Annotated in this window: 13 protein-coding genes and 1 rRNA gene; 1 reads left to right on the top strand and 13 read right to left on the bottom strand. The window is 44.2% G+C overall.

Annotated elements, in window-relative coordinates; genetic code table 11:
* From VN447_RS01780 to VN447_RS01735, 10 genes are all read right to left on the bottom strand, one after another.
* Positions 1–94, bottom strand: a 16S ribosomal RNA gene (locus VN447_RS01780); the annotation flags it as partial.
* A 423-nt stretch (positions 95–517) separates the two neighbouring features.
* Positions 518–3,175 carry a pyruvate, phosphate dikinase gene (gene ppdK / locus VN447_RS01775; protein WP_325522193.1) on the bottom strand — a complete coding sequence of 886 codons (2,658 nt, stop codon included), beginning with the start codon at positions 3,173–3,175 and terminating at the stop codon, positions 518–520.
* The gene (locus VN447_RS01770; protein WP_325522191.1) at positions 3,168–4,004 is read right to left on the bottom strand and encodes a pyruvate, water dikinase regulatory protein; all 837 of its coding nucleotides are present in this window, start codon (positions 4,002–4,004) and stop codon (positions 3,168–3,170) included. Before VN447_RS01770 ends, ppdK begins: the two co-directional genes overlap by 8 nt.
* Before the next feature lie 251 nt (positions 4,005–4,255).
* The gene (gene guaA / locus VN447_RS01765) at positions 4,256–5,797 is read right to left on the bottom strand and encodes a glutamine-hydrolyzing GMP synthase (protein WP_325522189.1); all 1,542 of its coding nucleotides are present in this window, start codon (positions 5,795–5,797) and stop codon (positions 4,256–4,258) included.
* Positions 5,798–5,838: 41 nt separating this feature from the next.
* Entirely contained in the window at positions 5,839–6,726 is an 888-nt protein-coding gene (locus VN447_RS01760) for a menaquinone biosynthesis protein (protein ID WP_325522187.1), read from the bottom strand.
* A 336-nt stretch (positions 6,727–7,062) separates the two neighbouring features.
* Positions 7,063–7,803 carry a polysaccharide deacetylase family sporulation protein PdaB gene (pdaB, locus tag VN447_RS01755; protein WP_325522185.1) on the bottom strand — a complete coding sequence of 247 codons (741 nt, stop codon included), beginning with the start codon at positions 7,801–7,803 and terminating at the stop codon, positions 7,063–7,065.
* Between the two features lie 57 nt (positions 7,804–7,860).
* On the bottom strand, positions 7,861–8,502 hold the full coding sequence (locus tag VN447_RS01750; RefSeq protein WP_325522183.1) for a hypothetical protein: 642 nt from the start codon (positions 8,500–8,502) through the stop codon (positions 7,861–7,863).
* 256 nt (positions 8,503–8,758) lie between these two features.
* Complete coding sequence (locus VN447_RS01745) at positions 8,759–8,953, bottom strand: hypothetical protein (protein ID WP_325522181.1); 195 nt, start codon at positions 8,951–8,953, stop codon at positions 8,759–8,761.
* A gap of 54 nt (positions 8,954–9,007) precedes the next feature.
* Positions 9,008–9,364, bottom strand: coding sequence for a YcbK family protein (locus tag VN447_RS01740; RefSeq protein WP_325522179.1), 357 nt, complete (start codon positions 9,362–9,364; stop codon positions 9,008–9,010).
* A 311-nt stretch (positions 9,365–9,675) separates the two neighbouring features.
* Complete coding sequence (locus VN447_RS01735) at positions 9,676–9,855, bottom strand: hypothetical protein (RefSeq protein WP_325522177.1); 180 nt, start codon at positions 9,853–9,855, stop codon at positions 9,676–9,678.
* A 391-nt stretch (positions 9,856–10,246) separates the two neighbouring features.
* On the opposite strand from VN447_RS01735, the gene VN447_RS01730 reads away from it, so the two are divergent.
* Positions 10,247–10,396, top strand: a complete 150-nt coding sequence (locus VN447_RS01730; protein ID WP_325522175.1) for a hypothetical protein — start codon at positions 10,247–10,249, stop codon at positions 10,394–10,396.
* 656 nt (positions 10,397–11,052) lie between these two features.
* Here the strand turns inward: VN447_RS01730 and groL are convergent.
* The 3 genes from groL to VN447_RS01715 form a co-directional block, all read right to left on the bottom strand.
* Positions 11,053–12,699, bottom strand: a complete 1,647-nt coding sequence (gene groL / locus VN447_RS01725; RefSeq protein WP_325522173.1) for a chaperonin GroEL — start codon at positions 12,697–12,699, stop codon at positions 11,053–11,055.
* Positions 12,700–12,739: 40 nt separating this feature from the next.
* Entirely contained in the window at positions 12,740–13,024 is a 285-nt protein-coding gene (gene groES / locus VN447_RS01720; protein ID WP_325522171.1) for a co-chaperone GroES, read from the bottom strand.
* Positions 13,025–13,235: 211 nt separating this feature from the next.
* The gene (locus tag VN447_RS01715) at positions 13,236–13,817 is read right to left on the bottom strand and encodes an ANTAR domain-containing response regulator (protein WP_325522169.1); all 582 of its coding nucleotides are present in this window, start codon (positions 13,815–13,817) and stop codon (positions 13,236–13,238) included.

Genomic DNA, 13,817 nt, shown 5'->3' with positions numbered 1-13,817 from the left:
CACTAAGTATCCATTGCTGAATACTCCGTTCGACTTGCATGTGTTAGGCACGCCGCCAGCGTTCGTCCTGAGCCAGGATCAAACTCTCCAATAAAGTGTATTTATTGAAGCCGTTTATCGGCTCATTAAATCAAAAAAAATTGTTTTGTTTGTGCTACAAGTAGCACAACGCACATCTGGCATTTTATGATGCATTACTTTACATTGTTCAGTTTTCAGGGAACGACCTGCATATTGTGTTGTCGCATTCGCAATGCTGCTGAATTCGACAGCTTTTATATGTTATCACGATTATTTCATCGTGTCAACATATTTTTTGTTATCGGTTTATTCCAAGAAGCCGGTATAAACCAGTTATTCTGGAATATTTTGTCGCACCGATTAGCGACTTATTTATAGTATCACATAATCCAAGGCCATGTCAATAAACTTATTCTTTGTAATTGTTGGGAATAATATACCCCCAAGTGCACGGATCATGCGCACCTGGAGGTATGTTATTGTTTTCAAAACTGTACTACCTAGTTCCAATAATCTCGCCTTCACTAATAGCGGCTTGAGCAGCAGCTAACCTAGCAATTGGCACCCGGTAAGGGGAACAGCTAACAAAATTTAGCCCTAGTTGGTGACAGAACGCAATCGAAGATGGTTCGCCGCCATGCTCACCGCAAATTCCGATTTCTAGATCAGGTTTGGTTTTGCGTCCGCGTTGAACAGCCATGTCCATAAGGGCGCCAACGCCTTTACGATCAATAACAATAAACGGGTTCTCTTTTAAGATTTTTCTTTCGAGGTAGTGCGGTAAGAATTTGCCTTCCGCATCATCCCGGCTAAACCCAAGGGTTGTTTGAGTCAGGTCGTTAGTGCCAAAGCTGAAGAAATCACAGTATTCTGCTAGTTCGTCAGCTACAACACAAGCCCGCGGCATTTCAATCATAGTTCCAACAGAATAGTGGAATTTAACATTATAGCTTGCCATTGTAGCTTCAGCAATGTTATCAATTCTCTTTTTAAAGAATTTCATTTCGTTTACATCGATAGTCAATGGAATTTCAACCTCTGGCAAAACTTTTAATCCTTCTTGCGTTAGTCTTGCCGTAGCATTAAATATAGCTTGCATTTGCATTTCATAAACTTCCGGGAAAGTAATTCCCAGCCGGCAACCGCGATGCCCTAACATAGGATTGAATTCGTGCAGGCTCCGCACTTTTTTCAGTAATTGCAATTTTTCTTCCAGCAGAGCAGGGTTTTGTCCTGTTACTCTTAGTTCAGTGGTTTCTATCAGCAATTCTTCAAGGCTTGGAAGGAATTCATGCAGCGGTGGGTCCAGCAGGCGAATGGTGACTGGATACCCTGCCATTGCTTGCAATATGCCGTAGAAATCACCTTCTTGCATCGGAAGAAGATAAGACAATGCTTCCTGTCTTGTTTCCAGTGTCTCAGCCAGAATCATTTGCTGTACATAAGGCAACCGATCCTGTCTCATAAACATATGCTCTGTTCTGACTAAACCAATGCCGGTAGCACCAAACTCGCGCGCTTTTTTAGCATCTTCCGGGGTATCAGCGTTGGCACGTATTCCAAGGGATTTTACTTCATCTGCCCAATTTAGTAAGGTTGTGTATTCAGCCGAGATTTCCGGATCTTTCATAGGTACTTGACCTAAAATTACCCGGCCGGTAGCACCGTCAATTGAGACAAGTTCCCCTTTCTTAATTACGATAGAGCCTACACTAAACTCTTCCTTTATATAATCGATTCGAATGGCTTCACACCCACAGACGCATGGCTTTCCCATACCGCGGGCAACTACGGCTGCATGACTGGTCATCCCGCCCCTGCTTGTTAAAATACCCTGGGCAGCAACAATGCCGTGAATGTCATCCGGAGTAGTTTCAGTACGCACTAGCAATACTTTTTTACCAGCCTTAGCCAAACGTTCAGCTTCATCAGAGTCAAATACCACCTGACCGGAAGCTGCACCTGGCGATGCCGGCAAACCATTTGCAATAACCTTAAGCTCAGCCTGACTGTCAATTTGCCTGTGTAACAATTGATCAAGCTGCCCGGGATCTACAAGAAGAAGTGCCTGTTGCTTTGTTATTAATCCTTCCTGAGCTAGCTCATAAGCAACACGGACACTGGCTTGGGCCGTCCGTTTGCCGTTACGGGTCTGGAGTATATATAGGCGTCCACGTTCAATGGTAAATTCAATATCCTGCATATTTTTATAATGGCTCTCCAGGAGCCGGGCAATCCGGACAAACTCGTTGTACAGCTCAGGCATCTCTTCCTTTAGCTCAGCAATGGGCCGCGGAGTACGAATACCTGCGACAACATCCTCGCCTTGAGCATTGGTTAAAAATTCGCCATATAATATGTTTTCACCAGTCGAAGGGTTGCGGGTAAAGGCTACGCCGGTACCTGAGTCATTGCCCATATTGCCAAATACCATGGATTGGATGTTTACCGCGGTTCCCAAGTCATGATCAATTTTATTAAGATTACGATATATTATGGCCCGGTCATTATTCCATGAACGGAATACTGCCTCAACAGACAAAGTCAGCTGTTCAAGCGGGTTTTCCGGGAAGGGCCGGCCAGTTCGTTCTAATACTAATTTTTTGTAGTTATCAATAATTTTACGTAACGATTCAGCAGTAAGTTCCTGGTCGTATTTTACGCCTTGCGCGTCTTTTTGGTTATGCAGTAAATCTTCAAACTCATATTTGGGAATCTCCAACACAACATCGCTAAACATCTGAATAAAGCGACGATAGGCATCATAGGCAAAGCGAAGGTTGCCTGTATTTTTAGCTACCGATTGAACAGTGTCTTCGTTAAGTCCTAAATTCAAGATGGTATCCATCATACCTGGCATTGAGAACATCGCACCTGACCTCACCGATACCAAGAGCGGGTTAGCAAGATCACCAAACTTTTTACCTGCCTGTTCCTCAACGACACTCAAGTTGCGTTTGACTTCATCCATCAAGCCTTCCGGCAATCTGCGCTCCAAGCGATAGTACTCGGTACATGCTTCAGTGGTAATGGTCATTCCAGGCGGTACAGGCAGACCAATATTGGTCATTTCCGCCAGGTTGGCACCTTTACCTCCTAATAAGGCCTTCATCTCAGCCCGACCTTCTTTAAACAGATAAACAAATTTAGACATGCGTCACTACCCCTTTCCGATAAATATCCAGAATGTTGGCGGCTGCCTCTTCTACCGATTTGTTTGTCACATCGATAACAGTGCAGCCGATTTTTCGCATTATCGACCAGGCATATTCGTATTCAGCTTGAATCTTCTCCATGTGTACATAGTCAGTTTCTATCGATAAGCCCATTAATTTTAACCGTTGTTTCCGTATTTCCTGCAAAACACCAGGCTTAATAGTTAAGCCAATCACTTTGTTCAGCGGCAAGTTAAAAAGTTCAGCTGGCGGTGGTGCTTCGACGACTAGCGGCACATTAGCGGCTTTGATCCCTTTATGGGCCAGATACATGCATAGCGGTGTTTTGGAGGTGCGCGATACCCCGATGATTACTATGTCAGCTTTTTCCAGGCCTCGCGGGTCTTTACCGTCGTCGTATTTTACAGCAAATTCAATCGCTTCTACTTTGGCAAAGTAGGCCTGATCAACTTTTCTAATAAGGCCAGGTTCATTTCGCGGCACCAAACCAGTAATTGTTGCTAAAGCGCTAATAACCGGATCCATAATCCCCACAGTTTGTATGCCAAGTTTAGCCGCTTTTTCCTGTAGATAAGCCTTTAAGTCCTGCCGTACAAGCGTATAGACAACTGCAGCGCCGGCTTGCGCCGCTTCACTTAAGGCATACTCTACTTCTTCGATTGAGCTTAGGTGGGGTTTGCGCCTGATGTCTATCCGAACATTGTCAAATTGACTGGCAGCCGCTCTAACTACAAGCTCACCGGTTTCTCCAATTGAATCTGACAGAATATAGACTGTTGGTACATGATTAGCTGGACTGATAACCACTCCCCCCTCCCCCATACTTAATTCGCCAAATTCTTCTAGTTATTATACTTAGTTAATCAATAAAATATCTACGATTTGGACACTAGCCTTTTATCTTCCTTAAGGTCTTATTGGTATATACTAAATAAGCGTTTTACTTTAATTAGCATACTCTAATAACAGTCTATTCAACACACAGTGTTTTTTTTCCTCCTATTCTGGAAAAAAAATTATGGACGGCTGACAGCCGTCCATAATTTTTACATTCTAGCTTATTCCCATTCAATTGTGGAAGGTGGTTTGGAGGTAATATCGTAAACAATCCGGTTTACACCTTTTACTTCATTAACAATACGCCGTGAGATTGCATCAAGGACTTCGTACGGCAGGCGTACCCAGTCAGCCGTCATGCCGTCTTCGCTTTCAACAATTCTAAGGCCAACCGTATACGCATACGTCCGCTCGTCCCCCATAACGCCAACACTCTTCATCGCCGGCAGTACGGCGAACGATTGCCAAACCTTGCGGTACAAACCGGCAAGTTTAATCTCTTGATACACTATAGAGTCAGCTTCGCGGAGAATTTCCAGTCGTTCTTCGGTAATCTCGCCAATGATTCTTATTGCCAAGCCTGGGCCAGGGAAAGGTTGGCGATAAACGATATCCTCAGTCAGATCAATTTCAAGTCCTAAAGCACGAACTTCATCCTTAAATAAGTCTCTCAGCGGTTCGATCAGTTCAAACTTCATATCTTCAGGCAAACCGCCTACGTTATGGTGACTCTTGATAACGGCAGCAGTGGCTGTACCGCTTTCAATAACGTCAGGATAAAGCGTACCCTGTACCAGATAGTCGATATCACCTAATTTAGCGGCTTCAACTTCAAACACACGGATAAATTCTTCGCCAATAATCTTACGTTTCTGTTCAGGCTCAGTTATGCCGTCCAGGCGAGCCATAAAGCGGTCAACAGCATCGACGTACACTAAATTCATTTTAAAGCCGTCACGGAAAGTTTTAACAACCTGCTCGGCCTCGCCTTTGCGTAAGAAGCCGTGGTTAACGAATACACAGGTCAATTGATCGCCTATAGCCCGATGCACTAACACTGCGGCAACTGATGAATCAACACCGCCGCTTAACGCGCACAATACCCGTTTATCTCCCACTTGCTCTTTAATCTTGGCAATAGCCTGATCAACAAAAGAGCCCATATTCCACTCGCCGGCACAACCGCATACGTTGAATAAGAAGTTCTTAAGCATTTTCATCCCTTCAGGAGTATGTACTACCTCCGGATGAAACTGCACGCCGTATATACCCCGGTTACTATTTTCCATAGCAGCCACTGGAGTGCTGTTGGTATGTGCTGTAATAGAAAAACCAGCCGGTGGTTCGGCAATATAGTCACCATGGCTCATCCAGACTTGAGTTTCTGCATTGACTTCTGTAAATACGCCGTCATTTTTATCGACAAACAGACGGGTATTGCCATACTCGCGTGAAGTAGCGTGCGCCACCTTGCCGCCCAAAGTGTGGGCTGTCAGCTGCATACCATAACAAATCCCCAATACCGGCAAGTTAATCTCAAACACCTGCGGGTCACATTTGGGTGCGCCTTCACCGTACACACTTGATGGGCCGCCGGAAAAAACTATGCCCTTAGGTGCCATCTGGCGGATTTTGTCAATACTGGTATTAAAAGGAACTATTTCGCAATAAACTCCGCATTCGCGGATTCGTCTGGCAATTAGCTGGCTGTACTGGCCGCCAAAATCCATGACTAAAATCATTTCTTGTTTTCCTGTCGTCATATGTAGAATCCTCCTCTAATTAGCGCTATTTGAATTAAGGCTTACTCGTAACTTCTTTCAGCAACGTCTCTTTCTGCTGACCGGACACCCACGTCAGCAAAATTTAGACTGGGCACATGCTCTATAAGGCGTAAGCCATAGGCTAGTTTATAGTAAGTAACAAGTGCTGCCTGCTGGTCTGGTGTCAACTGATAATTTAGTAGTTGTAAATAAGTCGTGATTTGTTCAGTGTTAAATGGTGCTTTACTATCCAGCGTGTTGGCAGCTGTCAACAGATTATTAAGGCCGTGAGCGAAGCCGCCAGCGACCCGCTCATATACCGTACGAAGCAACCCTGGCTGTTCGGCAGCAAACTCTCTTCTCACCACCCATAAAGCATATACCATAGCTTGTCCGGTAAGTTTACGCCATTCTTGGCCCATATCATAATAGTAGTAACCAGTTGCCTGATTATGATATGTATACAAGGCATCATCACCAATAAACAGCACAGCTTCCGCTTCTGTCAGCGCCTCAGTTTGCCGCGTGGCTGAGCTAACAAAGTACTCAGGCGTAACATGATAAGCGTTTTCCATAATGATCTTAAGCAGAGTGTGTGAAGTTGCCGATTTAGCTGTCAGCGCTACACGAGCGCCTTTAAGCTCGTTAATTGGCCGCTTAGAGACCAGAAGAATACTTTGCAAAAAGCCGTTAGCACTTATTGATACATCAGGTAAGATCAGAAATTTATCGCAATTGTTGGCGTAAATAATCGATGAAACCGGACTTACGTCCAGTTGACCTTCAAGGATTAGTTGATTAAGCATGGACGGTGGCCCTGCCACAATATCAAGCCCCTGCCCCAAGCCACCCTGTCTAAGACCGTAAGCTAACGGCAGACAATTTATAAAATCAATATGACCCAATCTGACTTGTTTCTCTTGTATCATTGTCTGCTCCACGACATATTTTAAGCGGCTTACCTATCAATTACCGACAGGCGTCATACTTTACGACCAAGCCGGATTGTCCCACCGGGTAAGCAACCATAAACCATCTTGATTTTACAGCCAGCACTCAGATAGCTGCCGGCAATTTTAGTTATCGGCATAAATCTGGGACTTTATGCAATCATATCAGTTTCGCTATATATCGCCAAATTCCTGCAGGCAAGTTAAATAAATATAAGAGCGAAATCACTTCACACCCTTCGCAATGACAATGGTTAGCCCACCAAGCATTGCAGCGGTAGCGTGGCAATCTCACTCTTAGTCCTGGCCTATCTTCTAATGTCTTTGTATCCCTTTATCGCTATACTTTTCTAAAAGCTCGCCAACAGTAACAAAAGTATATCCTTCTGCCTTGATCCGCTCAATAAGAATAGGTAACGCTTCGGCCGTTTGCACGGGAGTATCAGACGCATGCATTAAGATAATCGCACCTGGTTTAATCCGCTTCATTACTCGTTCGACAATTACATCCCGCCCGGGGTTTTTCCAATCCAATGAATCCACATTCCAGATGATGGTTTTATACCCAAGTTCATCAGTAGCTTTTAACGACTTCTGGTTGTAGTGGCCATTAGGCGGCCGCAGTAGCCGGGGTTCTACACCGGTAATTTCTTTGATCTGAGCATGGGCTTTCGTAATATCTTCTTTTACCCATTCGGGCGACATGTCGCCATAGTTTTCGTGCCGGTAACCATGGCTGGCTACCTCATGCCCGTCTTTCGCAATGCGCTGCGCTACTTCCGGAAACTTCGTAGCCCATGGCCCCATAATAAAGAATGTCGACTTAATGTTATTTTTCTGTAATGTATCTAATATCGATGGTGTAAATTTATTTCCCCAAGAATGATCGAAGGTAAGCGCTATCACTTTTTGGTCAGTACGAGTCCCCGCAATAGCAATCGGACCGCCGGCAATTACATCAGTCACTTGCACATACAAAGCCGATATTGCAAACAGGCCAATGATGCTGTAAAAAATGTTCCGGTGATAAAACAGGCGGCGCAAGTTGATAATCATATGTCCCCCTCCTTCCGCAGCTACACTAGTATGTATGCATCAGGAAAGGCGTTTATGCTATCGCTCTTGCCACTTTATATATGGGTACTTTTCCATGCAATAAAGGATAAGTTTATCTGACACCGTATAGGCCAGGCGCAGTGTGATAACAACAGTGGCTGCCGTTATCCACCAAAGCCACTGACTGTGTCTAATTTCACTGGGAATAAGCAAGCCGGCTGCCAGCATGACAAAGATAAACATACTGCTAAGCGGGATGGCTGTTTGAATAATACCGAAACCCAGCCGGGTATAGATCAGCGTGTTAAAATCTTTTTTTCTTTCAGTGAACAGCGCTAAACAGGCATCAAACCGCTCATTTACCCACGCTTCTTCTTGACCGCTGACAATCAGCTTACCGCTGATAGGAACAAAATTTTGGAGCGCCAGGGCCATAGTGCCTTTGTCTGGTACTTCGACTGTCAGGGAAATTTGATCAATGTGAGGCAACTTTTTCGCAAAACCAATCAGCTCTTCTAAACTCTGTACGTTCTGAGTCGACCGTTCTTCTTTCTTTCCTAGGAGGTCGTCGCCGGTTCCAACAGCAGCATGCCAGAGGAACTCTCCGTCTTGGTTAAAAATATCCCATAGTTTGCGAAATAATTGTTCATCAAGAGTGCAGGCTGGTATACGGCTTTGTTCAATGTGTTTGTATTCCACGTAATACCTCCATAGACTGAAAGTTTTCATCTCAATATATATTAGTATATAAGGAAACCCCTTCGCAGGGAAGGGGTTTGTCCTAACTGTAACACTTTTTATATTGTACTACAAGCCCGCGAAAATAAACGACTTATTGAAAAATTTATTTAAATGATTTTAAAGCCGCCGGGTGATTATTTCGGCTTCCCGAGGACTGATCTTACCACACATACTCCACCCCCTACCATTAAGCACCGCTATTGCGGCGCTATTTTTATGCAAAATTCTCGGCGTAAATCTGTTTAACGCTGGCAAGATAGTTTTCCAACGAGTCACCGAAGTAGCCGCCGTTTTTAAGTGCAACGATGTAGTCGTCAATACAAGTGGAATTATAGATACCGTTTTCTTCGTAATACTTGAGGTACTTGCCAAAATACTCGGCATAGTCCTCATAACTATCAAACTGCATGTAGTAGTTTTCACCATCAGGCTGTGGTGTATCGTTTGATGTAGTCTGTGTTAATCATTCTTCCCACCTCGCCTCATATCCCCGGGTATCAACATGAACAAATTCCTGGCTGTAATAGCGGCCAATTCCTTTAGCACCACATTGTTCGGCGATACTTGCTAATTCGTCTACACTCATTCCGTCCGGCACTAAAACATCAGCGGCAATGCCTTGAATGTGGTAAGAGTTTGGTACGCCACCCACCTCGGCATTATGTTCAGGGCAGCGGTACGCACAAGACAGTGATACCGGGCTGCCTACGGCTTCGCGGATTGCGTCAAGCACCTGCAACAACCTTTCGCCCATACCGCCGGCTGGTAGTTGTCCGCAGCATTTGCAGGCTAATTCTGATTCAGAAAAATATTTACTCATTATTGCTTACCCCCTTTATTGTCAATATATTTCTTAAACATGTTCCTGCTACAATGTAAATCTGGCGTATCGGTTGCCCGCCTACAGCCGTCCGTGGCCGCGTACAATAAAACCAGAGCTAGTGCTTACCGTGATTGGTGAGCGCCAGCCCTGGTTTTTCTATCTTGGCCAAAAGTAGTGTGGTGTGTCACTAATACCACTCGATCAATATATTCCAGTCAGCATCAATTTTAAACATAATAAAAGGCGCCGTTTAGATTGGCGCCTACTTGAAGCCATAAATTTGGGCATAAGAAAAGAGCCCGAAGGCCCTAGTATAGTTGCGTTACGATATCTGCCCTACCAATACGCTTAAGTTTCTCCTTAGCTTCTGTTACCGTTTGTCCAAGCTGAGTTACCTGTGTCGTACCCGCCTTAGTCAATACATACTCCCCATTGGAATCAACTATTTGCTCCAGCATATCTCTACTCATCCAAATAACAGACTTCATATTTACCTCCAATCGTTTCTCTTATGATTACCGCTAGGGGGTAAAATATTCAGGTTGGAGTGTAAATAGCTGTTTTTTTAATGTCTGAATATTGAGAAACAAAGACAACTATTGTATAATTAAGATAACAGAATTAGTTAAATAAGGAGGTGCGAGCAATGATTACTGGGATAGCAATAACGTTGCTGATCTTCGTTATTTTCCTAGCTCTAGTAATCACAGTTGAAACCTATTTAGAAAAAAATAAACATAAATGCTTATAGCTTGTCTTTTCAGAGCCTTCGGGCTCTCTTTTTATTCCTTAACATAGCAGCAGCAGGGCAGTGCATTAAAAAAACCTTGCATAAAAGCATGTTTATCAACTAGACTAACAATGAAAGGGGGTTGTTTTATGCCAACCTTCCGTATCATCATAAATGGTGAACCTACCGAGAACGTAGTCACTGGAGCTACTTACATTGACGCATATTTTTTGGCAGTTCAAACAGTGCCTCAAGCTTATAAAAATGATTTTAAATTAGAACAGGAAGAATCAGAATAACCTATCCTCATAGTAAGTACATCTACTGTCAGGTTCCGCAAAAAAGGAACCTGACTTTTTGTTTTGGTTTTTCATATTATTCCACGTGTCGTATGCATAACATAAACTAATATCACATATAAATAAACTGGGATAGTTTAACCTTAAATACACCCAAAAAGGAGGACGCTATGACAATACTTTTATATGCAGCGTTAGTTGTAGTTGGAGTCTGTCTTTTAGCTGTCGTGTACTTTGACCGGGTGTCCTATCCTTGGCAATAAAATGCCATCTTTACAGTATGGGGGCTTATTATAGCCCCCTTTTTCTTTACGTCCCAACTCATGTAACAGTAGAAGAATTAGAACAGGAAACTGATATCCCAAAATATCTTGAAACAGAAGAGCTTGCCCTATTCCTTAAACCGCCCAGACTAAGGGTTTAGAAGGCGACTACGCCATTTTTGTGACACTTGCCTATATTGGCATGCGAGTAGGTGGTTGTGCACCTTAAAACCGGCATACTCGCATGTAACCAAGTCAAAAAAAGAGGCTTCCCAAAAGTTCAGCGAACTAATGAGAAACCTCTAGTTTTTTAAGTGCTATGTGAGCAAAACGTGAGCATTTGATAGTAAGCGATGCTTAAAACCCTAGTAAATCAAGGGCTTCAGGCACTTCTTACATCATGCCGCCCATACCGCCCATGCCGCCCATGCCACCCATGCCGCCCATGCCAGCAGCAGCGCCAGCGTCTTTCTCAGGCTTATCGGCAACAAGAGTTTCGGTGGTAAGAACCATAGCCGAAATGCTGGCAGCGTTTTGCAGCGCCGAGCGAGTAACTTTGGCCGGGTCAACAATACCAGCTGCAATCATATCAACATATTCTTCGGTCAGAGCGTTGAAGCCTATGCCCTTACCGGCTTTCTTAACGTTTTCTACAACAACCGAGCCTTCTAAGCCGGCGTTGTTAGCAATTTGACGTACCGGTTCTTCAATAGCGCGTCTAACGATTTGAACACCGGTTTTTTCATCGCCAGTAAGCTGGAGGCTGCCCAAGCTTGCTTGAATATCGATGAAAGTAGTACCGCCGCCTGCAACAATGCCTTCTTCAACAGCCGCACGGGTAGCATTAAGAGCATCTTCAATGCGGAGTTTCTTTTCTTTAAGTTCAACTTCGGTAGCAGCGCCTACTTGAATGACAGCTACGCCGCCAGCCAATTTGGCCAAACGCTCTTGAAGTTTTTCCTTATCGAAGTCAGAAGTAGTTTCTTCGATTTGGGCGCGAATTTGGTTAACGCGCTTTTTGATTTCGTCAGCTTGACCGTTACCATCAACAATGGTGGTTTCTTCTTTGGATACGCGAATCTGACGGGCGCGACCAAGGTCTTCAAGGGTTACGCTGTCAAGTTTACGTCCCAGCTCTTCAGTGATAACAGCGCCGCCGGTTACGATGGCGATGTCTTCAAGCATAGCCTTTCTGCGATCGCCAAAGCCAGGAGCTTTAACAGCGACAGCGCGGAAGGTGCCGCGAAGTTTGTTAACAACCAAAGTAGCAAGGGCTTCGCCTTCAACATCTTCAGCAATGATGAGCAGTTCTTTACCTTGTTGAACTACTTTCTCAAGTACTGGCAGCAGGTCGGCAATAGCGCCGATCTTACGATCAGTGATGAGGACATATGGATCGTTTAAGACAGCTTCCATTTTGTCCGGATCGGTAATCATGTAAGGGGAGATATAGCCACGGTCAAATTGCATGCCTTCAACAACTTCAAGGTCGGTGCCCATGGTTTTGGACTCTTCAACAGTGATAACACCGTCTTTGCCGACTTTTTCCATAGCTTCAGCAATCAATGAGCCGATTTCTTCATCACCAGCCGAAATTGACGCAACTTGGGCGATAGCGTCTTTAGTTTCGACTTTCTTGGCGCTCTTTTTGATTTCTTCAACAAGCACGTTTACAGCCTGTTGAATGCCTTTTTTCAGAATCATAGGATTGGCGCCGGCAGCAACGTTCTTCATGCCTTCGCGAATCATAGCTTGTGCTAAGAGAGTAGCAGTAGTAGTACCGTCACCAGCTACGTCATTAGTTTTGGTAGCAACTTCTTTAACAAGTTGCGCACCCATATTTTCAAACGGATCTTCCAGATCAATGTCACGGGCGATGGTTACGCCGTCATTAGTGATCGCTGGAGCACCGAATTTCTTGTCAAGCACTACATTGCGGCCTTTAGGTCCTAAAGTAACCTTAACAGCGTTAGCCAGAGCATTTACGCCTCTCTCGAGCGCGCGGCGTGCTTCTTCATCAAACAAAATTTGTTTAGCCATTTATGTATTACCTACCTTTCATTTTATAATAATTAGCTGATTATTCAATAACAGCCAGGATGTCTCTTTCACTGATGATGAGATATTCTTTGCCGTCAACCTTGACTTCAGTGCCGGCATATTTGGAGAAGATAATTTTGTCGCCAACCGAAACGTCTAAGGCAACCTTTTGGCCGTTTTCCAGAGTTTTTCCTGAACCAACAGCCACAACTTTACCCTCTTGCGGCTTCTCCTTGACTGTGTCAGGAAGAACGATACCACTCTTGGTAACTTCCTCTTTTGCCAAAGCTTCAATTACGACTCTGTCGCCTAATGGCTTAATCATGTAAAGAACCTCCCTTTATAGTGTGTTAAATATTAACTGTTTGTTGTTAGCACTCGCTTAAGTTGAGTGCTAATTCCATAATTTATAATATAAAATTCGACCCAAAAAATCAAGAGCATTTCAGTAAAAATACATAAATATTTTTAAAAACTATGAAAAACTGTAGGGCAGAGGCTAAAAAAGCCTCTGCCCTGCAGAAAAATGTGCCTTATTATCGTTTTCGGGTGGCTGACTCAACAATCGCTGCAGCCACATCACGGATCGATTTTCGTTTACTCATACTGTACTGCTGAATGCGGCGGTACGCTTCGCTTTCAGTTAAACTATACGCATCCATCAGAATCCCTTTAGCCCGATCAAGCACTTTTCTGGTTTCAAGCGAATTTTTGACTTCCTCCAGTTCGCGCTCTAATTCAGCAAACTCCTGAAACCGCGATAAAGCAATTTCCATAGCCGGGAACAAGTTTGCTTCTTTAACAGGCTTAACCAAATAGGCTAATACGCCTGAATCCTTTGCCTTTTCCACAATTTCCTTCTGGCTGAAAGCAGTTAGAAGGAGCACTGGCGACAGCTTTTCGTTAGAGATGATTTTAGCTGCAGTAATGCCATCCATTTCAGGCATCTTTATATCCATAACGACCAGGTCGGGGCGGTATTTGCGGGCCAGTTCAACTGCTTTAGCTCCGTCTGGAGCTTCTCCTACCACGGTATGGCCGGCTTCTTCCAATAACTCTTTTAGGTCCATCCTTATAATTGACTCATTGTCAGCAATTACTATCCGCAAAGCGTCCAT

The sequence above is a fragment of the Sporomusa sp. genome, assembly GCF_035561155.1.
Classification (GTDB): Bacteria; Bacillota; Negativicutes; order Sporomusales; family Sporomusaceae; genus Sporomusa.
This window is presented reverse-complemented; position numbering and strand designations above follow the sequence as displayed.